At 55.7% G+C, this 23,222-nt stretch carries 16 protein-coding genes; 6 read left to right on the top strand and 10 right to left on the bottom strand.

The genetic code is table 11. From position 1 onward, the window contains the following. Positions 1-3: 3 nt before the first annotated feature. The 8 genes from yegS to ABLV78_RS08125 all read right to left on the bottom strand — a co-directional run bounded on the left by yegS (position 4) and on the right by ABLV78_RS08125 (position 13,693). A complete protein-coding gene (gene yegS / locus ABLV78_RS08090; RefSeq protein ID WP_015706070.1) occupies positions 4-897 on the bottom strand; it encodes a lipid kinase YegS in 894 nt (297 codons plus the stop codon). A 257-nt stretch (positions 898-1,154) separates the two neighbouring features. Beyond that, positions 1,155-2,516 carry a prephenate-dependent tRNA uridine(34) hydroxylase TrhP gene (gene trhP, locus ABLV78_RS08095; protein WP_032714942.1) on the bottom strand — a complete coding sequence of 454 codons (1,362 nt, stop codon included), beginning with the start codon at positions 2,514-2,516 and terminating at the stop codon, positions 1,155-1,157. 145 nt (positions 2,517-2,661) lie between these two features. Continuing rightward, the gene (baeR, locus tag ABLV78_RS08100; protein WP_045391890.1) at positions 2,662-3,384 is read right to left on the bottom strand and encodes an envelope stress response regulator BaeR; all 723 of its coding nucleotides are present in this window, start codon (positions 3,382-3,384) and stop codon (positions 2,662-2,664) included. Further along, positions 3,381-4,835 (bottom strand): envelope stress sensor histidine kinase BaeS, encoded by a 1,455-nt coding sequence (baeS, locus tag ABLV78_RS08105; protein ID WP_045391887.1) that lies wholly within the window; start codon positions 4,833-4,835, stop codon positions 3,381-3,383. Before baeS ends, baeR begins: the two co-directional genes overlap by 4 nt. Beyond that, positions 4,832-6,247, bottom strand: coding sequence for an MFS transporter (locus tag ABLV78_RS08110; RefSeq protein WP_047046441.1), 1,416 nt, complete (start codon positions 6,245-6,247; stop codon positions 4,832-4,834). The genes baeS and ABLV78_RS08110 overlap by 4 nt, the downstream gene beginning before the upstream one ends. Position 6,248: 1 nt before the next feature. Further along, positions 6,249-9,326, bottom strand: coding sequence for a multidrug efflux RND transporter permease subunit MdtC (gene mdtC / locus ABLV78_RS08115; protein WP_047046444.1), 3,078 nt, complete (start codon positions 9,324-9,326; stop codon positions 6,249-6,251). Beyond that, complete coding sequence (locus ABLV78_RS08120; RefSeq protein WP_059355873.1) at positions 9,327-12,449, bottom strand: MdtB/MuxB family multidrug efflux RND transporter permease subunit; 3,123 nt, start codon at positions 12,447-12,449, stop codon at positions 9,327-9,329. Then, entirely contained in the window at positions 12,449-13,693 is a 1,245-nt protein-coding gene (locus tag ABLV78_RS08125; protein WP_047046449.1) for an MdtA/MuxA family multidrug efflux RND transporter periplasmic adaptor subunit, read from the bottom strand. Before ABLV78_RS08125 ends, ABLV78_RS08120 begins: the two co-directional genes overlap by 1 nt. 256 nt (positions 13,694-13,949) lie before the next feature. On the opposite strand from ABLV78_RS08125, the gene ABLV78_RS08130 reads away from it, so the two are divergent. Next, positions 13,950-14,006, top strand: a complete 57-nt coding sequence (locus ABLV78_RS08130; protein WP_224108887.1) for a type I toxin-antitoxin system Ibs family toxin — start codon at positions 13,950-13,952, stop codon at positions 14,004-14,006. Between the two features lie 99 nt (positions 14,007-14,105). Here ABLV78_RS08130 and yegD read toward each other — a convergent pair whose 3' ends face one another. Beyond that, the gene (yegD, locus tag ABLV78_RS08135) at positions 14,106-15,458 is read right to left on the bottom strand and encodes a molecular chaperone (RefSeq protein ID WP_047046502.1); all 1,353 of its coding nucleotides are present in this window, start codon (positions 15,456-15,458) and stop codon (positions 14,106-14,108) included. A gap of 136 nt (positions 15,459-15,594) precedes the next feature. On the opposite strand from yegD, the gene alkA reads away from it, so the two are divergent. The 4 genes from alkA to asmA all read left to right on the top strand — a co-directional run bounded on the left by alkA (position 15,595) and on the right by asmA (position 19,747). Beyond that, positions 15,595-16,443, top strand: coding sequence for a DNA-3-methyladenine glycosylase 2 (alkA, locus tag ABLV78_RS08140; protein WP_047046452.1), 849 nt, complete (start codon positions 15,595-15,597; stop codon positions 16,441-16,443). 114 nt (positions 16,444-16,557) lie between these two features. Continuing rightward, positions 16,558-17,199, top strand: coding sequence for a uridine kinase (gene udk, locus ABLV78_RS08145; protein WP_015365789.1), 642 nt, complete (start codon positions 16,558-16,560; stop codon positions 17,197-17,199). Between the two features lie 91 nt (positions 17,200-17,290). Further along, positions 17,291-17,872: a dCTP deaminase gene (gene dcd, locus ABLV78_RS08150; RefSeq protein WP_015365790.1), complete on the top strand. Its 582-nt coding sequence runs from the start codon at positions 17,291-17,293 to the stop codon at positions 17,870-17,872. 27 nt (positions 17,873-17,899) lie between these two features. Further along, positions 17,900-19,747, top strand: a complete 1,848-nt coding sequence (gene asmA, locus ABLV78_RS08155) for an outer membrane assembly protein AsmA (protein WP_047046455.1) — start codon at positions 17,900-17,902, stop codon at positions 19,745-19,747. Between the two features lie 47 nt (positions 19,748-19,794). On the opposite strand, the gene ABLV78_RS08160 is transcribed toward asmA, so the two are convergent. Then, positions 19,795-21,381 (bottom strand): TerC family protein, encoded by a 1,587-nt coding sequence (locus ABLV78_RS08160; protein WP_047046458.1) that lies wholly within the window; start codon positions 21,379-21,381, stop codon positions 19,795-19,797. 855 nt (positions 21,382-22,236) lie between these two features. On the opposite strand from ABLV78_RS08160, the gene galF reads away from it, so the two are divergent. Next, on the top strand, positions 22,237-23,127 hold the full coding sequence (gene galF, locus ABLV78_RS08165; RefSeq protein ID WP_015706060.1) for a UTP--glucose-1-phosphate uridylyltransferase GalF: 891 nt from the start codon (positions 22,237-22,239) through the stop codon (positions 23,125-23,127). Positions 23,128-23,222 lie beyond the last annotated feature (95 nt).

The following is a 23,222-nucleotide window of genomic DNA, read 5'->3' on the forward strand; positions in this document are numbered from 1 at the left end:
GTTTTAACGCAGTAACATACAGTCCGGCGGCAGACGGCAGCGTAGCGCCTCGCCGAGGATTTCCATACGGAAGGATTTGCCGCTCAGCGGTTCTCCATCCAGGTTGAAGGTCATTTCATGGGCGGCGGTGACTTCAAACCACGGCGATACGCCGTCGATCAGATTTGGTGAATTATCGGGATTAGCGAGGGTGCTAAACAGCGCAGGCAGCAACTCTTCGCCGGTAAAAATACGCAGATGCAGTAGCCCGTCGTTAATTAATGCTTCAGGACACAGTTGCTGACCACCACCGGCCTGGCGGCCATTGCCGATGCCGATAACCAGCGCGTCGCCCTGCCAGTGAAAGTTCTCGCCGCGAATTTCGCAGCGGTCCGGCTTCAGGGTATCCATGCGCGTCAGGCCGTGAATCAGATAGGAGACGCCGCCGAGCGCGGCTTTTAGTTTTTCCGGCGTTTCGGTGGTGATACGGGTACCAAAGCCGCCGGTGGCCATATTGATAAATCCGGCCTCGTTATTCACGCGAACCACATCAATAGGGACGTCGCGCCCGGCTATCGCCAGCTTCAGCGCGCTGGCTAAGTCCTGCGGGATGCCGACGCTGGTGGCGAAATCATTGGCTGTGCCGAGGGGGAGTATTCCCAGCGCCATATTGCTGCCGCGCTGGACCAGCGCGGTGGCGACTTCATTAATCGTGCCATCGCCGCCGCCGGCAATCACCGTCGCCACCCTGAGCGTTTCGGCTTCCTCGACAAAACGAATCGCATCGCCTTTTTCCCAGGTCACGCGGACGTGTATCTCGATACCTTCTTCGCGCAGGAGATTAACGGCTTCGCGCAGTTGGGGCTCATTCGCGCCTTTACCGTTGAGAATTAATAAGCTGGCTGGAAATTGGGTCATCCTTTATCGCCTCATTCTTAGTCGTCATCCTCAGTGTATCGCATGAATGGCGTCATGGAATAAGAAAGTCGGGAAAATAGGATGCATAAAAAATAAGCCCGCGTAAGGGAGATTACGCAGGCTAAGGAGGTGGTTCCTGGTACAGCTAGCATTTATGGGTTATGTTTTTCAGCGAAATGGATGATACCTGCTTCGAACGTAACGGTATGTGATCCGATTCTAATATCCATACATAGTGAAAAAATAACGCCAATAAACTAATTTTTATGCGGATTGCGCGTCGACTCGCCGTTGAAGTTACGCATCAGCAAACCATACTCCAGCGCCATATCCTCCGGCAGCGGCAGCCAGACGATATAACCGTCTCCCGGCGCGACCGGCATTGCTTCGCCTTTGGCGTTCTCCATATGTTCGAGCGTAAAGTTGACGTTGCCTTGCGGAGTCATGACCTCCAGGCTGTCGCCGACCGAGAACTTATTTTTTACCGCCACTTCGGCCAGATTACCATTACGCTTGCCGGTGAATTCGCCGACAAACTGCTGGCGTTCGGAAACCGAGTAGCCGTACTCGTAATTCTGATAGTCGTCGTGGGTGTGGCGGCGCAGGAAGCCTTCGGTATAGCCGCGGTGAGCCAGACCTTCCAGCGTCTCCAGCAGACTGGTATCGAACGGTTTACCGGCGGCGGCGTCGTCAATCGCTTTACGGTACACCTGGGCGGTGCGCGCGCAGTAGTAGAAGGATTTGGTGCGGCCTTCAATCTTCAGCGAGTGCACGCCCATCTGGGTCAGGCGCTCCACGTGGGCGATTGCGCGCAGATCTTTGGAGTTCATGATGTAGGTGCCGTGCTCGTCTTCGAAGGCGGTCATATACTCGCCCGGACGTTTGGCTTCCTCAATCATAAATACCTGGTCGGTTGGCGCGCCGATACCGAGAGTGGGTTCAACGTTCTGCACCGGGATAGGCTCATGCTTGTGGACGATATTACCTACGTCATCTTCTTTGCCTTCCTGGACGTTGTACTCCCAGCGGCAGGCGTTGGTGCAGGTACCCTGGTTAGGGTCACGTTTGTTGATATAGCCGGAGAGCAGGCAGCGGCCGGAGTAGGCCATGCACAGCGCGCCATGGACGAAAATCTCGATTTCCATCTCCGGCACCTGGCTGCGAATTTCGGCGATCTCGTCCAGCGACAGCTCGCGGGAGAGGATCACGCGGGTTAGCCCCATTTGCTGCCAGAATTTCACCGTCGCCCAGTTGACGGCGTTGGCCTGTACCGACAGGTGAATTGGCATATCAGGGAAGTTTTCCCGCACCAGCATGATTAAACCAGGATCGGACATAATCAGCGCGTCCGGCCCCATTTCCACTACCGGTTTGAGATCGCGAATAAACGTTTTCAGCTTGGCGTTATGCGGTGCGATGTTAACCACCACGTAGAATTTTTTCCCTAGCTCGTGGGCCTCATTGATGCCGAGCTGCAGGTTTTCGTGGTTAAATTCATTGTTGCGCACGCGCAGTGAGTAACGCGGCTGGCCGGCGTAGACCGCATCGGCGCCATAAGCGAAAGCGTAACGCATATTTTTCAGCGTTCCCGCCGGGGAAAGGAGTTCCGGTTTAAACATGATTTTCTCGTTCTGATGACAGGTCAGACTCGCCGCACCAGGTGCGGCGATTCGGGGGAGTGTCCCCACATTAAGGGCGGGCATTGTAGCGCCGTGGAAAGAGGGAGTAAACCTTTGCGCCTCTCTGCTCTGAGAGGCGCAGAGGTTAGGCTATTCGACAGGCGTCCGCCTCCCAGCGATAGCCGACGCCGTAGACGGCGCGAATAAACGACTGCTCGGCATCCAGCGATTCAAGCTTACGGCGCAGGTTTTTAATATGGCTGTCGATAGTGCGGTCGGTGACCACGCGATAATCGTCGTACAGATGATTGAGCAGTTGTTCGCGGGAGAAGACTTTACCCGGCTCCTGAGACAGCGTTTTTAATAGCCGAAACTCGGCGGGAGTCAGGTCCAGTAATTTTTCGCGCCACGAGGCCTGGAAGCGGCTCTCATCAACGATGAGCGGGCTTTGCGCATCCAGCGCCTGCAGAGCGCGCTGTGGCTTGCAGCGACGCAGGATCGTCTTCACGCGAGCCACAACTTCACGCGGACTATATGGTTTGCAGATGTAGTCGTCGGCGCCGATCTCCAGCCCCAGCAGGCGATCGATCTCCTCGATTTTGGCGGTGACCATCACGATCGGTACATCGGAAAAACGGCGGATTTCACGGCACAATGTCAGGCCGTCGGTGCCGGGCAGCATTAAATCCAGCAGAATCAAATGCGGGGGCGTCTGGCGAACGTAGGGCAGTACCCGATCGCCATGCGCAATTAGCGTTGGCGCGTAGCTCGCGGCCTGCAAATAGTCGATCAACAACTGACCGAGCTTGGGCTCGTCTTCCACGATTAAAATACGCGGCGTGTTTTCATCAATGGGTAATTCGCTCATACGTCCCTCGATAAATCCTGTTCCAGAGGTAATTCTACTTTAATGCTAACCCCGCCAAAAGGCGAATGGCTGGCGTTCAGGCTGCCGCCGTGGGCCGCTACGATGTTCATACAGATTGCCAGCCCAAGGCCGGATCCGCCGCTGGCGCGGTTACGCGAACCTTCGGTGCGGTAAAAACGTTCACACAGCCGCGCCAACTGCTCGTCGCTAACGCCGGGGCCGCTATCGGCAAAATCGAGCGTCAACATGCGGCCGTTTTGTTTGGCGCTAATCAGCAGGCGTCCGCCGCGGTCGGTATAGCGCAGGCTGTTTTCCAGCAGATTATTGAACAGCTGCATTAGCCGATCGCGATCGCCGAACACGATAGCGTTATCCGGCAGCGAGACGCCGATGGTCAACCCGCGGCTGGCGAAACGTTCGCGGAACGCTCCTGCGGCGACCTCCAGTAGCGCAATTAAATCGACCGATTCTTTCTGGTAGGCTAACGCGCCTTCATCGGACATCGATAGCTGATGCAGATCGTCTACCAGCTTAGTGAGCGTGCCGACTTCCGCCTGCAGCGAAGAAATTGAATCCGGGGTGAATTTACGCACGCCGTCCTGAATAGCTTCCAGCTCGCCGCGCAGCACCGCTAGCGGCGTGCGGAGTTCATGCGAAATATCGGCCATCAAATCGCGGCGCATTTGTTGGTTGCGCTCAAGCGTACTGGCAAGCTGGTTGAAATCCTGCGCCAGACGACCCAGTTCATCCCCGCCGGTGACCGTGACGCGGGTAGAGAAATCGCCCGCCGCCAGCTTATGGGTACCTTCCACCAGCCGTTTGACCGGCGCCAGCAGCCCGCGGGCCAGCGGGAAGGTGGCCAGAGCGGCGAGGAGGGTGGCGAGGGCGACGATAAGCCAACTGGTGCGTTTTTGCTGGCGGTCGAAATTGATATCCGTGTTGCGCGTGAGTCGCTCGACCGGCGAGGCGATCACCGCCCCGACGGTCACGCCGTTGACGACAATGTTGCGCCGGGTGCCATCTTGCGGTACCGGCGCTCGCGGGCCTACCAGCACGCGCCCTTGTTGATCGACAACCCAAAATTGCGTGCGCCAACCGTGCGGCGGCATATCGGGACGCGGGCCAGGCCCGGGCATTGGCCCTGGCTCGCCGTGTGGGCCCGGACCACCCGGCGGGCGTTCGTCGTTATCCCGCTCGAAGGTGCGCAGTAACTGGAAGATAAAACGATCGTTATTGCGCAAAAACTTCCAGTCGCCGTGCTGCTCGTACTGTTCGCTCAGCGCGTCGCCGAGCATCGTTAATCGCTGTTCATTACCGCGTTTTATATAGTCGATAAAGCCGCGCTCAAAGCTGATACGTACCGCCCAGTGCATGCTAATCAGCAGCACGATACAGGTAGCGAAAATAGCCAGGAACAGCTTACCGGTGATACCCGGGCGCCAAAGTTTCACGATTCACTCCTTTTGCGTCGGCGGATGACGGTGTTGCTGCCGACATCGTTCGGTACGCGGGAAAAGATGAGCGCCGGGAGGGCGATAATCACCGCCATGCTCAGATAGGTGTAGAGGAAAACTTGATGAACGGCTGGGGCATCGGCGCTGATATGCTGCTGGCCGTACATGCCGAGCAGTAGCCCGGCGATGGTCACGCCGATACTCATCGAGAGCTGCATAACCATCGAGAGCAGGCTGTTACCGCTACTGGCCAACTCATCAGGCAGGTCTTTTAGCGTCAGAGTATTCATCGACGAGAAACGGCTGGAGTTAATCATGCCCTGCAGGAACAGCACTGGCGGCAGCAGCCAGTACCAGCCGGCCAGTGCGACGGCCATGAACAGCAAACTCACCAGCGCCAGGCCGAGGGTTGCGAAAACCAGCACGCGGCGATAGCCAAAGCGATTCACTACCTGCACCACGATGCGTTTCATCCCCATGCTGCCCAGCACCATCGGGATCATCATCAGCCCGGCGTGGAACGGCGAGAAGCCGAGGCCAATTTGCAGGAATACCGGGGTCATAAACGGCAACATCCCGCTGCCGATACGCCCGGCGAAGCTGCCGCCAAGACCGAGCGAGAAGGTTTTATTGCGAAACAGTTTGAGGCTAAACAATGCGTTAACGTTACCGCGGGCGTGCCACCAATAGAATCCCATCGCCATCAGGCCGCCGACGACCAGCACGGCGAGCAGCAGCGGCGAGATACCCAGCCCTTTTTTGCCGTCAAGCGCCAGCGTCAGGGCGGCCATTCCCACCGCCAGCAGAATAAAACCAAGAATATCAAAACGCCGGGTCTGCAGGGTGTAGTTTGGCATCAGGCATAACGTGGCGATAGCGCCGATGATACCTACCGGGATGTTAATTAAGAAAATCCAGTGCCAGGAAGCATATTCGACGAGCACGCCGCCAAGCGCCGGGCCGAGCAGCGGTCCAACCTGGCCGGGCAGGGTGACGAAGGTCATCGCCGCCATATACTGATCGCGTGGAACGATTTTCATCACCGTCAGACGCCCGACCGGTACCATCATCGCGCCGCCGACGCCTTGCAGCACGCGGGACATCACTAACTGATCGAGAGTGCTGGCCTGGGCGCAGAATAGCGAGCCGACGGTAAACAATACAATGGCGCTGAAGAAGATATTGCGCACGCCAACCCGGTCCGCCAGCCAGCCGCTGGCCGGCAGCATGACCGCCACCGTAAGCACATATGAGACCACCACCATATGCATGTGCAGCGGGCTCTCCCCAAGGCTTTTGGCCATCGAGGGGAGGGCGGTGTTAACGATGGTGGTATCCAGCGACTGCATAAAGAAGCCGAAGGCCACAATCCATAACTGCCAGCGTACGCTGGAGGGCAGATCTGTCATTTTATTCGCTTACCGGTTGAGCAGACTTGCGCGTAAAACGCAGCCGCAGACGATCAAAGAACAAATAGACCACCGGGGTGGTGTACAGCGTCAGCAGCTGGCTCATGACCAGACCGCCGACGATGGTGATCCCCAACGGCTGCCGCAGCTCTGAACCATCCCCGCCCGACAGCACCAGCGGCAGTGCGCCGAACAGCGCCGCCAGGGTGGTCATCATGATCGGGCGAAAACGTAGCAGGCAGGCCTCGAAGATGGCCTCTTCCGGCGGCAGATTACCGCTGCGCTGCGCTTCAAGGGCTAAATCGACCATCATGATGGCGTTTTTCTTTACGATGCCAATTAATAGCATGATCCCTATCAGGGCGATTAGGCTGAATGGGGCACCGAACAACTCCAGCGCCAACAGCGCGCCCACCCCAGCCGATGGCAGGGTAGAGAGGATAGTTAACGGATGCACGTAGCTTTCGTAGAGGATCCCCAGCACGATATACACCGTGGCGATGGCGGCGATAATCAGGATCACCTGTGAGTTCATCGTCTGCTGGAATACCTGCGCGGTGCCGGCAAACGATCCGCGGACGCTCGACGGCACGCCGAGCTGGGTCATCGCCCGGTCAATGGCGTCGCTGGCTTCCGATAGCGATTTGCCGGTTGGCAGGTTGAAGGAGATGGTCGAGGCGGCCGATAGCCCCTGATGATTGACCGAAAGCGGCGCGTTCGCCGGTTGCCATTTGGCGAAATACGACAGCGGAATGGGTTTGCCGTCTTTACTGATGACAAACATTTGTTCCAGCGCGCTAACGTCCTGGGTATAAAGCGGATCGACTTCCATCACCACTTTGTACTGGTTCAGCGGCTGGTAGATGGTCGAGATTTGCCGCTGGCCGAAAGCGTTGTTTAACAGACTGTTGGCATCCTGTACGCTGACACCCAGTCGTGACATGGTGTCGCGGTCGTAGACCAGATCCATCTCCGCGCCGTTATCCTGTTGGTCCGAGTTAACGTCGGCCAGTTCCGGCAGCGCCGCCAGTGCCTTGCGGATTTTTGGCTCCCATTCACGCAGCGCCGACAAATCGTCCGATAACAGAGTGTATTGATAGCTGGCATTCGACTGACGCCCGCCGACGCGGATATCCTGCACCGCCATCAGGAACAGATTAGCGCCGGGCTCTTTCGCCAGCTTTTTCCGCAGCCGGTCGATGATTTGCTGCGCGGTTTCATGGCGCTGCTCGCGCGGTTTCAGGGTGATAAACATCATACCGCTATTCACCCGCGAGCCGCCGGTAAAGCCGGTCACGTTATCGACCGCCGGATCCTCGCGGATGATCTTCATAAAGTCCTGCAGTTTGCCGCGCATCGCCTGGAAAGAAATGCTCTGATCCGCCTGAATGCCGCCCATCAGCACCCCGGTGTCCTGCTCCGGGAAGAAGGTTTTCGGAATGGCGATATACAGCCACACGCTGAGCGCTATCGTACCGAGCAGGACCAGGCCAGTCAGACGACTATGCTTCAGCACCCATTTTAACGATTTGCCATAGCCGCCCTGAATAGCGACCAACAGGCGGCCAAAGCCGCGATTGCGCGTTGGTTCATGAGGTTTGCCGCTTTTCAGCAGCCAGCCGCACATCATCGGCGTTAGCGTGAGCGATACGGCGAGCGAAATGCCGATCGCTACCGATAGCGTGACGGCGAACTCGCGCAGCAGACGGCCCGGAAGGCCGCCCATCAGCAGCAGCGGTAAGAACACCGCCACCAGCGACAGGCTCATCGACAGCACGGTAAAGCCGACTTCACGGCTGCCCTGTAACGCGGCCTGCAGCGGTTTCATTCCCGACTCAAGATGGCGGGAAATGTTTTCCAGCACTACGATGGCGTCATCAACAACAAAACCGGTGGCGATGGTCAGCGCCATTAGCGACAGATTATTAAGGCTGAAGCCGCATAAATACATGGCGGCGAAGGTACCGATTAACGATACCGGTACGGCGACAGCCGGGATAAGCGTTGCGCGCCCGGAGCGCAAAAACAGAAAGACCACCAGAATCACCAGCGCGACCGAGATCACCAGCGTTTGCTCGACCTCTTCAAGCGATGCGCGGATAGTGGGCGAACGATCCTGGGCAATCTGTAAATCGATGGCGGCGGGGATGGTACGCTGTAGCTCCGGCAGGCGGGCGCGAATGCTATCAACCGTTTGAATGATGTTGGCTTCCGGCAGCTTGCGTATCATCAGCAGGATCGCCGGTTTGGCGTTGGTCATTCCGGCGTTACGCACATCCTGCACTGAATCTGTCACTTTTGCCACGTCGCCAAGACGTACCGCTGCGCCGTTGTTGTAGTGGACGATTACCGGCAAATATTCCGCCGCGGTTTTCAGTTCATCGTTGGTCTGCACCTGCCAGCGATGGGTTCCATCTTCCAGCGCGCCCTGCGGGCGACGCACGTTGGCGTTGTCGATGGCGCTGCGCACGGCATCCAGTGAGACGCCCTGGTTAAACAGCGCCTGCGGGTTGAGATCGACACGCACCGCCGGCAGGGAGCTGCCGCCGACGTCGACATCGCCGACGCCGTCGATCTGCGCGATGGTTTGCGCCAGCTGGGTTGACGCGAAATCGTACAGCTCGCCCTGCGAATAGGTATCCGAGGTGAGCGTCAGGATCATGATCGGCGCATCGGACGGGTTAGCTTTGCGATACGTGGGGCGGCTGGGCATCCCGCTCGGCAGCAGGCTTTGCGCGGCATTAATCGCCGCCTGCACGTCGCGGGCTGCGCCGTTAATATCGCGATCGAAATTAAACTCCATGATGATGCGGGTACTGCCAAGCGAGCTCGACGAGGTCATTTCATTGACCCCGGCAATGCGCCCCAGCGAGCGCTCCAGCGGTGTGGCTACCGACGAGGCCATGGTTTCCGGCGAGGCGCCGGGCAGCGAGGCGCTAATCATGATCACCGGGAAATCGACCTGCGGCAGCGGCGCGACCGGCAGCAGGCGGAATCCGAGGATCCCGCACAGGGTAATCGCCAGCGAGATAAGAATCGTCGCCACTGGGCGATATATAAAGAGAGCGAAAAACTTCACTTACGCCTCCTCTTCACGGCGCGGGAAGCGGCTCTTCATATACAGCGATAGCCGATCGAACAGCAGATAAATCACCGGCGTGGTGAATAACGTCAGTACCTGGCTGAGCATCAGGCCGCCAACCATGCCAATCCCCAGCGGACGACGCAGCTCGGCGCCGACGCCGGTACTGAGCATCAACGGCAGCGCGCCAAGCAGGGCGGCGAGGGTGGTCATCAGAATCGGACGAAAGCGCAGCAGGCAGGCCTGATAAATGGCTTCCCGCGGCGGCATTCCCTGTTCGCGCTCGGCGGCGAGGGCAAAGTCAATCATCATGATGGCGTTTTTCTTCACGATACCAATCAGCAGAATGATGCCGATGATGGCAATCACATCCAGCTCGCTACCGGCCAGCCATAGCGCCAGTAGCGCCCCGACGCCAGCGGTCGGCAGCGTAGAAAGAATGGTGATGGGATGAATGAAGCTTTCATACAGCACGCCGAGCACGATATACATGGCGACGACCGCCGCGACCACCAGCCAGACGGTGCTACCGAGCGCCGACTGGAACGCGAGCGAACTGCCCTGGAACTGAGTGCGGATGTCGCTTGGGAAATCCAGCGACTGCTCGGCGGACAAAATAGCCTCTACCGCTTCGCCAAGAGAGTAGTTATCCGGCACGTTGAATGAAATAGTGGTAACCGGGAACTGATCGAGATGGTTGATCGACAGCGGCGTAAAACGCTGCTCGACGCTGGCGATAGACTTCAGCGGCACAATGCCGCCATCGCTGCTGGTGAGGCGAATATTATCCAGCGCCGCCAGCCCCGGCGTCGCCTGGGTGTCGTGCTCCAGCACCACGCGATATTGGTTGGCCTGGGTATAAATTGTCGAGATCAGCCGTTGGCCAAAGGCGTTATACAGCGCGTTATCGACATCCGCCATGGAAATACCCAGTCGGCTGGCGCTATCGCGATCGACATTGATATAAGCCGCGAGCCCTTTATCCTGCCAGTCGCTGCTGACATCGGCAAGCTGGGGTAAGGATTGCAGGCGCGACAGCAATTGCGGCACCCAGTTGCTCAGCGCATCGAGCGAGTTAGCCTGCAGGGTAAACTGATACTGCGTTCGGCTGACGGTGGTATCGATGGTCAGATCCTGCGTTGGCTGCAGGTAGAGCTCAATGCCCGGTACGCTTGCCACCGCGTGTTGCAGGCGACTAATGACCGTTTGTACCCGATCGTCACGCTCATCCAGCGGCTTGAGGTTAATCTGTAGACGCGCGCTGTTCAACGCCGGGTTGGTGCCATCAACGCCGACAAACGACGTGAGGCTTTCAACCGCCGGATCTTTCAGAATCAGCTCGGATACCTGCTGCTGGCGTTGCGCCATACTGGCGAACGATACCGACTGCGGCGCCTGTAAGGTGCCCTGAATAATGCCGTTATCCTGGATCGGGAAGAAGCCTTTCGGGATAAAGACCCATAGCAGAATCGATAACGCAAGGGTGCTTAACGCCACGCTCAATGTTAACCACGGGTGGTTCAGCACGCGGCCCAGCCAGCGACCATACACGGCAATCACCCGCTCGAAGAATCGCTCGCTGGCCCGCGAAAAGCGGTTTTGTTTGCGCAGCGATTCGTGACTTAACATCCGCGCGCACATCATTGGCGTCAGGGTCAGCGAGACCACCGCCGAAATCAGAATCGCCACCGCGAGGGTAATGGCGAATTCGCGGAACAATCGCCCAACGATATCACCCATAAACAGCAGCGGGATCAGTACGGCAATCAGCGAGAAGGTTAATGAAATAATCGTGAAGCCGATTTCCCCCGCGCCTTTCAGCGCGGCGGCAAGCGGTTTCTCACCTTTTTCAATGTAGCGGGAGATGTTTTCGATGACTACGATGGCGTCATCGACCACGAAGCCGGTGGCGATGGTCAGCGCCATTAGCGTCAGGTTATTAATTGAAAAATCGAGGAACACCATAACCGCGAAGGTGCCGACCAGCGACAGCGGCACGGCGACACCGGGAATGATGGTTGCCGGGACATTGCGCAGGAAGAGATAAATGATCATCACCACCAGAGCGATGGCGAGCAGCAATTCGAACTGCGTATCGCTGACCGACGCGCGAATATTGGTGGTGCGGTCAGAAAGCACCTGTACCTTAACGGATTTAGGCAGGCTCTCTGTGAGCTGCGGCAACATCTGGCGGATGCTGTCGGCGGTGGCGATGATATTCGCTCCCGGCTGGCGCTGGACGTTCATTACGATCGCCCGCTGCTTATTGGCCCACGCACCGAGCCAGGCGTTCTCGGCGCCCTGTTCGATGGTCGCAACATCGCCAAGGCGGATCGGCGCGCCGTTCTGATAGGCGATAATCAGTCGACGGTAATCTTCCGCCGACTGCATCTGATCGTTGGCGGAAAGAGTGACCGCGCGGGCCGGACCGTCAAGGCTACCTTTCGCTGAATTCACGTTGGCGCTGGTAATGGCGGTGCGCACGGTTTCGCTGGTCAAACCTAACGCGGCGATCGCCTGGGCATTGAGCTTAACGCGCACCGCAGGGCGCTGGCCGCCGGCCAGCGTCACCAGACCGACGCCGGAAACCTGAGAAATCTTCTGCGCCACCCGAGTTTCCACCATATCTTCGACCTGCGTCATCGGCATTGCGCTGGAGGTGACGGCCAGGGTCATGATCGGCGGATCCGCCGGGTTCACTTTGCTATAAACCGGCGGGTTGGGTAAATCAGACGGCAGCAGGTTGGTGGCGGCGTTAATAGCCGCCTGCACTTCCTGTTCGGCAACATCCAGCGCCAGGGTCAGCTGGAACTGGAGGGTGATGACCGACGCGCCGCCCGAGCTTTGTGATGACATCTGCTTAAGGCCGGACATCTGGCCAAACTGGCGCTCCAGCGGCGCGGTAATCGACGACGTCACCACATCCGGGCTGGCGCCGGGGTAAAGCGTCACCACCTGAATAGTGGGGTAGTCCACTTCCGGCAGCGCGGAGACCGGCAGGAAGCGATAGCCGATGATGCCGGCCAGCAGAATGGCGACCATCAAGAGCGTTGTCGCTACCGGACGCATAATAAACAGCCGGGACGGACCGCCCGTACTGCTTGGGGGTAAGACTTGCATCAGGCGCCCGCTCCGTTTTTACCACTCTGGCGGGCGGCAGGTTGTTCCTCCGCGGCGCTGTGGGCTTCGACGACTTCGACCTTCGCGCCTTCGGTCAGGCGGTCGATACCATCGGTCACCACCCGGTCGCCTGCTGACAGCCCGGCGTTAATCACCACTTTCTGGCTATCCTGAATACCCGGCGTGACCGTATGTTTACTGACTTTATTCTCACTGTTCAGCACCCACACGAAGTGCCCCTCGTTGCCCATTTGTAGCGCGGCGGTGGGGATCACGACCGCATCCTGCTCGGTATCCACCAGCATTCTGGCGTTGACGAACTGATTCGGGAACAATGCGTCATCGAGGTTATTAAATCGCGCTTTAAGCTTAATGGTGCCGGTGGTGGCATCGATTTGGTTATCGAGGCTCAGCAGGTTGCCAGTGCTGATCTTCTGTTTATTGGTACGATCCCAGGCCTCAACGGTCAGCGTTTTCCCGGCCTTTTGCGCCTGTACCACGGTGGCGATATCGCTTTCCGGCAGGGTAAAGACCAAATCGATAGGGTGGGTTTGCGTGAGTACGACAATGCCGGTGGTGTCGCCACTGGAGATTTGGTTGCCGATGTCGACCTGTTTCAGGCCCACGCGTCCGTCAATCGGCGCGGTGATGCGGGTCCAGTCCAGCTGCAGTTGCGCACTGGCGACGGCGGCCTGATCGGCTTTAACCGTACCGGCGGATTCAACCACCAGCGACTGCTGCGTATCCAGCTCCTGACGGGAGATAAGGTTGGTTTTGACCAGTTGTTGATAGCGGGCGAGATCTCGGCGCGCGTTTGCGAGGGTAGCGTTATCTTTGGCAAGCTGGCCCTGCGCCTGGGCCAGCGCGACCTTGAACTGGCTGGGATCGATTTGCGCCAGCAGATCGCCGGCTTTTACCTGCTGACCTTCCTGGAAATGAATACTCAGCAACTGACCGTCAACCCGACTGCGCACGGTCACGGTGTTCGCCGCGGTGATAGTCCCCAGGCCAGTAAGATAGCGGGGGACGGATTCGCTGGTGGCGGTTGCCGCCTGCACCGGGGCCAGCGCCGCGCCGAAGCGGCCATGGCGCCCCCCGGCAGGCGCTTTTGCTCCTTGTTGACTTGCGCCAGCAGCGCCTGCGGTTGTCTCTACGGAGCGATCGTGCCAGAACCAATAGGCGGCTCCCGCCGCCAAAATTACCGTCAGGACTATTCCCCAACGAAGTGTGTGACTACTTTTCATTATTTTGCTATCTCATCCTGAAGCTTTCGCTGAATGATACTAGTTTAGTAACGGAACGCCCCGCAAAAATGGAGGAATTATGAAAAGCGCGTATGGAAAGGTCTGAATTGGCGGGCTTTCACGAGGAGGCTCGCAAAGCCGAACGCTGAAAAGAAATGTGTCGGACGCGGCATGGTAACGTCAGCTTGATTTAGCGGAGGCTAAATACAGGAAAGCCCCTCCTGAGGAAGGGGCCTTAAATAAGGAAAGGGTTATGATGAACCTGGTCATCATACTGGTGATACTCTTAGTGATTAGCTTACCGGCTTACTAAGACGCCAGGGGGAGGAGAAATCCTCCCTTACCCTTCATCCTGCAAATTAGGACGAAAAAGCGGCAAAGTCAACTCAGGTTACCGAATGGCGCTCGCGTTTCAGGCGAAAACCACCTGCGCCCAGCGGGCAAGCCCGGCGGTCACGGAACCAAAATCATCGCCGCCGGCGATCGGTATCCCCGGCAGCTGTGCGGCCAGCGCCTTCTTAATTAATGGCGATCGCGCGCTACCGCCGGTGAGATAGATAACGTCCGGGGTTTCATGGCTGCTTTCCAGCGCTAACTTTACCTGCTCCATAATGCGGGCCAGCGGCTGATTGAGCGCCTCTTCCAACCCCTGCTGGCTGATAGCGGTCGCCAGCTCATCGCTAATAAACGGCAGTTCGGCGTTGAAATCCTGCTGGGCGGAAAGGGCTATTTTGCTCTCTTCCGCGCTGCGCACCAGGCGATAGCTCAGACGCTGACGCCAGACTTTAAGCAGCAGTGCGACCTTGTCGGCATCGCGGGCCTCGCGCAGCAGGTCATTGAGCATACGGCCGTTGGCGGCGCTGTAAAAATCGCTTTGCGCCGGGACGTCATTAATCGCCACTGCATTCCACCAGGGCAGTACCGGCAGCGCAATGCCTTTTTCCGTTTCACCGCCCATACCGAGTAACGGCATCAGGCATTTGAAGGCCAGGGCGATATCCAGATCGTTACCGCCGATACGGCAGCCGCTGTGGCCGAGCAGGCTAGCCTGACGGTCAGCTTTCTGCCGCCACTGCGGCCCCATCAACAGCAGCGAGCAGTCGGTGGTGCCGCCGCCGATATCGACGACCAGCACGCGTTTTTCGTCAGCGAGGGTGGCTTCAAAATCTAATCCCGCCGCGACGGGTTCAAACTGAAATACGACATCGTTAAATCCAGCGCGTTTCGCCGCCCGCTCAAGAATTCCTTGTGCCTGAGCGTTGGCGTCATCGCCGCCAAGCCCCTGGAAGTTAATCGGGCGACCAATGACCGCCTGGGTAATCTGTTCGCTAAGCTGAGACTGCGCCTGCTGCTTAATATGCAGCATCATCGCGCAGACCAGATCTTCAAATAACGCGACCTGTTGGGGTTTAAGGCCATTGGCGCCAAGAAACGATTTTGGCGACTTAACGAAGTAGACCTCTTCCGGATCGTCAACGTATTGATGCAGAGAGGCGAGTCCGAACTGAACGCTGTTGCCCAGGACTTCGATATCTTCATCACGGTTATAATTAATGGCGCGACGCAGCAGCGCCTGGTTTTCCGCACCGTCGGCCGGGACATTGTGGTGGCGGTATAGCCATTCGCTGACCGCTTCGCGCGTCGGAGCGCAAAGCATCGATGGCAACAGCGGGCTACCATTTTCCAGCGTTAAAAGCCGTGGGCTGTCACCCTGCATAACGGCGACCGAACAGTTAGCGGTACCATAGTCAAAACCAATAAACATAACCGGAAAAATCCCCATGCCAGTGAAGAAGGGGGGCGACTTTAGCGGATTGCCGCCATGCCGACAACTGGAATTTAAAAGCAAGGCGTATCTGGTGCAGAGCATCTATGCTTGTTGCGATCAATAAGGAGAGTGCATGACATTATTACCCTGGCAACCGCCTTATGACTGGCGATGGATGTTCGCGTTTCTCAGCGCGCGTGCGGTAGCGGGAATTGAAAGCTTCCATGAAGATGAATATACCCGCAGCTTTAGTATCGATGGGCACAGCGGATTGATTACCGTTAAAGCGGATGAATGCGGGCAGGGTTTCCGGGTGATGCTCTCTCGCGGACTATTACCGGTAGCAGACCAGTGCCTGGCGCGCGTAGCGCAACTGTTTGATTTAGCATGCGATCCGTTTGAGGTCACGCAAACCTTAGGCAAACTGGCGCAGCCGCGGCCTGGGTTACGCTTGCCGGGCGCGTTGGATGCGTTTGAACAGGCGGTGCGCGCGGTATTGGGGCAACTGGTGAGCGTAGCGATGGCGGCGAAGCTGACGGCCAAAGTGGCTGCGGCCTACGGGCAGCCGTTAAGCGAAGCGCCAGGCTATGTTCTCTTCCCTGACCCACAGAAACTGGCGCAAGCCGATCCATTGGCTCTCAAAGCGCTAGGTATGCCCCTTCGCCGCGCGGAAGCCTTGATTCACCTTGGCAAAGCGGCATTGAGCGGTGAATTGCCGTTGACGGCGCCTGCTGATATTGCAACCGGTATGAAGCGATTGCAGAGTCTGCCGGGCATTGGTCGCTGGACGGCGAATTACTATGCGCTGCGTGGTTGGCAGGCAAAAGATATTTTTCTGCCCGATGACTATCTGATTAAACAGCGTTTTCCTGGAATGACGCCCGCGCGTATCGCGCGCTATGCCAGCCGCTGGCAACCCTGGCGTTCCTATGCGTTGTTGCATATCTGGTATACCGAAGGCTGGACGCCGGACGAGGAATAGGCGTACAGGGCGCATATCACTGGTATCGCCGCCCTGAAATCCCTATAATTGCCGCGTTTGACGGTCAAACGTCACCCTCCATCTACATCCAGGTTAATCAGGTCGCAAAAATTTATGACTGATACGTCTCATCAGTGCGTCATTGTAGGCATCGCCGGCGCATCGGCTTCGGGCAAAAGCCTTATCGCCAGCACACTTTATCGTGAATTACGTGAACAAGTTGGCGATGAGCATATTGGCGTTATTCCAGAAGACAGCTATTACAAAGATCAAAGCCATCTGTCGATGGAAGAGCGTGTAAAAACCAACTATGACCATCCAAGCTCGATGGACCATAGCTTGCTGTTCCAGCATTTACAGACGCTGAAAAGCGGCCAGCCAATTGAATTACCCGTGTATAGCTACGTTGAACATACGCGTATGCCGGAAACGATTCATATTCAACCGAAGAAAGTGATCATTCTGGAAGGGATCCTGCTGTTGACGGATGCCAGACTCCGCAATGAATTAAACTTCTCTATTTTCGTCGATACGCCGCTGGATATCTGCCTGATGCGCCGCATCAAGCGTGATGTTAACGAACGTGGTCGTTCCATGGACTCGGTGATGGCGCAGTATCAGAAGACGGTGCGGCCAATGTTCCTGCAATTTATTGAACCTTCCAAGCAATATGCCGACATTATTGTCCCGCGCGGCGGTAAAAACCGTATTGCCATCGATATTCTGAAGGCCAAAATCAGTCAGTTCTTTGAATAACACGTACTAATTGTGTAACGTGCAAAGAGAATCCTCAATTGCCCTTATTCCCGGAAAGCGTAAGGGCTAGATGCCTTAAAGGAGAAAGCTCATGCGTCTGTGTGACCGAGATATAGAAGCCTGGTTGGATGAAGGGCGCCTGGCAATCAGCCCACGTCCGCCGGTGGATCGAATTAACGGTGCGACCGTTGACGTTCGCTTAGGCAATAAATTCCGTACCTTCCGCGGTCATACGGCGCCATTTATTGACCTGAGCGGCCCTAAGGCGGAAGTGAGCGCGGCGCTGGACCGGGTCATGAGCGAAGAGATCGTATTGCCGGAAGGAGAGGCTTTCTATCTTCATCCTGGAGAGTTGGCGCTGGCGGTGACTTATGAGTCCGTAACGCTTCCGGCAGACCTCGTCGGCTGGCTTGATGGCCGCTCGTCACTGGCGCGTCTCGGACTTATGGTTCACGTCACTGCGCACCGTATTGACCCGGGCTGGTCTGGCTGCATCGTGCTGGAATTCTATAATTCCGGCAAGCTGCCGTTGGCGCTGCGCCCGGGAATGCCCATTGGCGCGTTGAGCTTCGAGCCGCTTTCTGGCCCGGCGGCGCGGCCATACAACCGCCGTGAAGACGCCAAATATCGCGACCAGCAGGGCGCGGTGGCTAGTCGAATCGACAAGGATTGATAAAGTAAGCGGCTTATAGAGGATGTCATGAGACGAATTCTGACCACGCTGATGATCTTGTTGACCGTCATTGTCGCGGGACTCACTGCGCTGGTGTTGCTGGTCAACCCTAATGACTTCCGCAACTATATGGTGCAGGAAGTGGCGGAGCGTAGCGGCTATCAACTGAAGCTTGATGGTCCGCTGCGTTGGCATGTTTGGCCGCAGTTGAGTATTCTCTCCGGCCGTATGGTGCTAACGGCGCCAGGTGCTTCCGAACCGGTCGTGCGTGCCGATAATATGCGTCTGGATGTTGCGCTGATGCCGCTACTTTCTCATCAACTGCAGGTCAAGCAGGTGATGCTGAAAGGCGCGGTCATTCAGCTTACCGCGAAAACGGAAGCGGTGCGTGACCAGAACGCGCCGGTGGTGCCGCATGACAATACGTTGCCGCAGGCGCCGCAAGATCGCGGTTGGTCCTACGATGTCCGTAAGCTGCAGGTAGCCGATAGTGTCCTGTTCTTCCAGCATGAAAATGGCGAACAGATCACCGTGCGCGACATACGCTTACAAATGGAGCAGGATGACAACCATCTGGCGACGGTTGATTTCTCCGGCAGGGTCAATCGCGATCAACGTGACCTGGCGTTGTCCTTTACTGCACAGGTTCAGGGCGGTGATTACCCTCATTCTCTGAAAGCGGATTTTTCGCAGCTCAACTGGCAGGTACGCGGAGCGGAGCTGCCGCCGGATGGCCTCAACGGGCAAGGAAGTCTGCAAGCCAGCTGGATTGAAGAGGCGAAAAAACTCAATTTCGACAATCTCAATCTCACGGCTAATGGCAGCGCAATTACCGGTAGTGGTAGCGTTGTGTTGGGGGATAAACCTGACTGGGTGCTAAACCTGCAGGCGACCACCCTGAATCTGGACAGTTTGCTTGCGCAAAACGCGGCGGCTAATGAAGGCAATGCCGATCAGCGTGGGCAAAGCCAGCCGAGACAGCTGCGCCCCGTGATTGCCGATAGCGATATCCAGCAGGATTATCATAGTTTGCTTGGCTTTAACGGCCAGCTCGCGCTGTCGGCGGATCAGGTGCAGTGGCGTGGTATGCGATTCAGCCAGGTGAAGAGTGATATCACGAACCAGCAGGGGCTGCTGACGGTGAAACAACTGCAGGGCAGTCTGGGCGAGGGGCGTATCTCGTTACCTGGAGTGCTGGATGTTCGGGGCAATACGTCCCATGCTGCTTTCCAACCGCAGTTAGATAATGTGGAAATCGGTACCATTTTGCAGGCCTTCCACTACCCGATTAGCCTGACGGGAAAATTATCCCTGAATGGCGATTTCTCCGGCCCGCGCATTGATGCAGATGACTTCCGTCGTAACTGGCAGGGAAGGGCACAGCTACGAATGAAGGATACGCGTACTGAAGGGCTCAACTTCCAGCAGCTCGTACAGCAGGCTGTAGCGAGGAGCACCAACGTACAGGCGCAAGAAAACTTCGATAATGCGACTCAGCTTGACGCGTTAAGCAGTGATTTAACCCTGAATAATGGCCAGATAACGCTTAACGGCTTGCAGGGACAGTCCGCAATGATGGCGTTGAACGGGCAAGGTAATCTGAATCTGCAATCAGAGGATTGCGACATGCATTTCAACGTGCGGGTGTTAGGCGGCTGGAAAGGCGAAAGCAAGCTGATTGACCGCCTCAAGCAGACGGCAATCCCGCTGCGTATCTATGGTAAGTGGCAGTCGTTAAGCTATAGCCTACAGGTAGATCAGATCCTGCGTAAGCAGTTGCAGGACGAAGCCAGACAGCGTTTGAACGAGTGGGCTGAACGCAATAGTAATAGTCAGAACGGCAAAGATGTGAAGAAACTGCTCGATAAGCTGTAATCATCATCAGCCGCCGCAGGTGACCCGCGGCGGCTGAACCGCTTTATTCACACTTCATAATCTAATTCATCTTCTACTTCAACCGGCGGGATAATCTGTACTTTCTGCACTCGGTGGCTTTCAACTTCCAGAGTTCGCAGGGTATAACTGCCAATCTTCACTTCTTCACCTGCGGCTGGAATATGCTGCAAATATTCCATCAATAATCCGGCTATCGTGTGATATTCGCGTTTATCATCCAGCGGTAGCGGAACGTACTGAACCAGATCCTCCAGCGGCATATGGCCGTTAGCGGTCCAACTGCCATCGGCGTTTTTGTGAATATCATGACGAGCATCGATCTCTTCCACTTCATTAGGCAGATTACCCGCAATGGTTTCCATAACATCGCTGATAGTCACCAGCCCTTCAACGGAGCCAAATTCGTCGACCACAAAAGCAAAGTGCGTCCGCGCCTGGCGAAACTGCTCCAGCGCCGGGAGTAGCTGCAAGGTTTCCGGAAAAATAAGCGGTTGGCGTAGCAGAACGTGTAAATCAAGCGGCTCATTGCGCAACGACTGCTGTAGCAGGTCGATAACATGAACAACCCCTAACAGATCCTCGTTATCGTTGCCGCCGGTGACGACGATACGGGTATGCTGGTTTTTCTCCAGCAGCGCGCGGACTTCCTCTTCGGGCGCGCTTAAGTCGATGTGCTCGATATCATGACGTGAAGTCATGATGCTGCTGACGGTGCGTTGATTCAGATTCAGTACGCGCTCAATCATTAAGCGTTCCTGCGGATTAAACAGCGGGTTTTCCCCCTGATCGGCGACCATGGTTGCCGTCTCGGCATCAAGCTCAGCATTCTCCTTACGTCCGCTTAGTAGATTCATCACCGCCTCAGTCGTCCTCTGCCGCATAGTGAGATTTGCCGAGAGGAAGCGCCGGCGATTAAAGATGGCTAACTGATTGAACGATTCGATCATCACCGAGAAACCAATAGCGGCATACAGATAGCCTTTCGGGATTGGGAAGCCAAACCCTTCGGCGATCAGGCTAAAACCGATCATCAGCAGGAAACTAAGGCATAGGATGACAATCGTGGGGTGGCTGTTGACAAAGCGGGTCAGGGCTTTGCTGGCCATTAACATCAGCGTAATGGCGATAATAACTGCGGCCATCATTACCGCCAGATGATCAACCATACCAACCGCGGTAATGACTGAATCCAGCGAGAAGATAGCATCTAGCACGACTATTTGCGCCACCACGCCCCAGAACTTCGCCCCTTTACGCTGGGTGGGATTATTACTGTCTTTCCCTTCCAGCCGCTCATTAAGCTCAACGGTGGCTTTAAACAACAGGAACAGCCCGCCGAATAACATGATCAAATCGCGGGCGCTGAAGCTTAAGTCATGCCAGTTGAAGAGCGGCGTGGTGAGGGTGACTAACCAGGAAATTGACGCCAGCAGAACCAAACGCATCACCATTGCCAACAACAGACCGGTAACACGCGCGCGATCGCGCTGGGCAGGGGGAAGCTTTTCGGCAAGGATAGCAATGAATACCAGGTTATCTATCCCCAGAACCAGTTCGATAACCACGAGCGTAATGAGACCAGCCCAGATAGAGGGATCGGCAATCCATTCCATAATCAATAAGAACCTTTACAACATAATCGTATCATCTATCGATCATGGATAAGCGCCAGGTAAAATGCAACGACTTATGGTGGCGATGCGTAGCGGGTTAGCGTACAAACGAAAGTTATAACGTAATAAACGATGGTTAAATATCGGGCCTTTAAGATCTATTTGGGCTGATTTGGAATTAATTAGAAATCCATACAATTACTGTGCGGTAATAGCAAGGATAAGAAAAGATTATTAACCGTGGCCAACACCAAAATATTGGCGTATTTTTCACCAAGTTGTTATTTAGGGGAAAATTCCTACTGAATTCCGTAGCTTGTCAGGTCTCTCGTTTAATAAGACCCTTAAGATGGCTCATTGTTGCATAAAAGCAGCAGTATCAGCGATGGACAATGGGTTAATCTGCGGGTAAGAAGGTTAGTCAAGTTAGCCTTTTGTCCAAAATTTAGACGATTTTACTAATTACTATCGCCAAATTGCTATTTCACATGGTATTTGACTTTTTCTGAAGTGTCTTGCCATGGCGGTTTTTAAGAAAGAAGATGTTTAATCTGCAAAGGAAGTTGCTTATCGCCAGGAACGTTTTCCAATTATTATTGTTAAATAACAATGCATTAAGCGCTGCTTTTGCTCTGCTCCCATGAATGCCAATTGACCAGGACAAATGTGTGAGAATTTTCTTAAAGCTACCTGTCAGCTAGCATTTTTTGCGTGTATTCTTGGACTAAGAGAGTAATTTAGGATTTTGGTTAAAGTCGTGCACGGTACGATGCTGTACCATCACAAACAAATGCCAGTGACATCAACGTTCTGACAAAAATTCGAAAGTTTATAACCATATAGGTGGATGAAATAATGGTGAGTTTGAAAGCAATTATTCCGGTAGCAGGGTTAGGGATGCATATGTTGCCTGCAACCAAAGCGATACCGAAAGAGATGCTGCCGATCGTTGATAAGCCGATGGTTCAGTATATCGTCGATGAAATTGTCGCCGCCGGAATCAAAGAAATTGTGCTGGTCACCCATTCATCTAAGAATGCTGTAGAAAACCATTTCGATACCTCTTATGAGCTGGAAGCGCTGCTGGAGCAACGAGTTAAACGCCAACTGTTAGCAGAAGTGCAGGCGATTTGTCCGCCAGGCGTCACGATAATGAACGTTCGACAAGGTCAGCAACTGGGGTTGGGTCACTCTATCCTTTGTGCGCGTCCGGCCGTTGGCAATAATCCGTTTGTAGTGGTGTTGCCGGATATCATTCTTGATGGTGCGAGCGCGGATCCGCTGCGTTATAACCTTGCGGCAATGGTAGCGCGGTTTAATGAAACCGGGCGCAGTCAGGTTCTGGCCAAACGCATGCCAGGGGACCTTTCCGAGTATTCCGTCATTCAAACCAAAGATGGGTTGAAAGTGGAAGGGGAGATTGGCCGTATTGTTGAATTTATTGAAAAACCAGACGAACCGCAAACGCTCGATTCCGATTTGATGGCCGTTGGCCGTTATGTGCTGTCTGCTGATATCTGGGAAGAACTTGAGCGTACCGAACCTGGCGCATGGGGTCGTATCCAGCTGACTGACGCTATAGCCGCACTGGCGAAGAAACAGTCTGTTGATGCCATGTTGATGACCGGTGAGAGCTACGACTGCGGTAAAAAAATGGGCTACATGCAGGCGTTTGTAAGCTACGGCTTACGTAACCATAAAGAAGGAACTAAATTCCGCGAGAGCATCAAAAAGCTGCTGGCGTGAAACCAGGCGCTTAATACGAACGAAAGCTGGCGTGCAGATAACATCATATTGTTGAGTGGCACGCCAGCGTTAGAAGATCCAACTGAAATGAAGCC

Source organism: Klebsiella sp. CN_Kp075 (genome assembly GCF_040065055.2).
GTDB lineage: Bacteria > Pseudomonadota > Gammaproteobacteria > Enterobacterales > Enterobacteriaceae > Klebsiella > Klebsiella aerogenes.

Bases quoted from the DNA above. Each gene is read 5' to 3' on its own strand.
- yegS (WP_015706070.1), bottom strand. From the start codon at position 897: ATGACCCAATTTCCAGCCAGCTTATTAATTCTCAACGGTAAAGGCGCG.
- trhP (WP_032714942.1), bottom strand. From the start codon at position 2,516: ATGTTTAAACCGGAACTCCTTTCCCCGGCGGGAACGCTGAAAAATATG.
- asmA (WP_047046455.1), top strand. From the start codon at position 17,900: ATGAGACGAATTCTGACCACGCTGATGATCTTGTTGACCGTCATTGTC.
- ABLV78_RS08110 (WP_047046441.1), bottom strand. From the start codon at position 6,247: ATGACAGATCTGCCCTCCAGCGTACGCTGGCAGTTATGGATTGTGGCC.
- yegD (WP_047046502.1), bottom strand. From the start codon at position 15,458: ATGTTTATTGGTTTTGACTATGGTACCGCTAACTGTTCGGTCGCCGTT.
- ABLV78_RS08120 (WP_059355873.1), bottom strand. From the start codon at position 12,449: ATGCAAGTCTTACCCCCAAGCAGTACGGGCGGTCCGTCCCGGCTGTTT.
- dcd (WP_015365790.1), top strand. From the start codon at position 17,291: ATGCGTCTGTGTGACCGAGATATAGAAGCCTGGTTGGATGAAGGGCGC.
- ABLV78_RS08125 (WP_047046449.1), bottom strand. From the start codon at position 13,693: ATGAAAAGTAGTCACACACTTCGTTGGGGAATAGTCCTGACGGTAATT.
- galF (WP_015706060.1), top strand. From the start codon at position 22,237: ATGGTGAGTTTGAAAGCAATTATTCCGGTAGCAGGGTTAGGGATGCAT.
- ABLV78_RS08160 (WP_047046458.1), bottom strand. From the start codon at position 21,381: ATGGAATGGATTGCCGATCCCTCTATCTGGGCTGGTCTCATTACGCTC.
- udk (WP_015365789.1), top strand. From the start codon at position 16,558: ATGACTGATACGTCTCATCAGTGCGTCATTGTAGGCATCGCCGGCGCA.
- baeR (WP_045391890.1), bottom strand. From the start codon at position 3,384: ATGAGCGAATTACCCATTGATGAAAACACGCCGCGTATTTTAATCGTG.
- alkA (WP_047046452.1), top strand. From the start codon at position 15,595: ATGACATTATTACCCTGGCAACCGCCTTATGACTGGCGATGGATGTTC.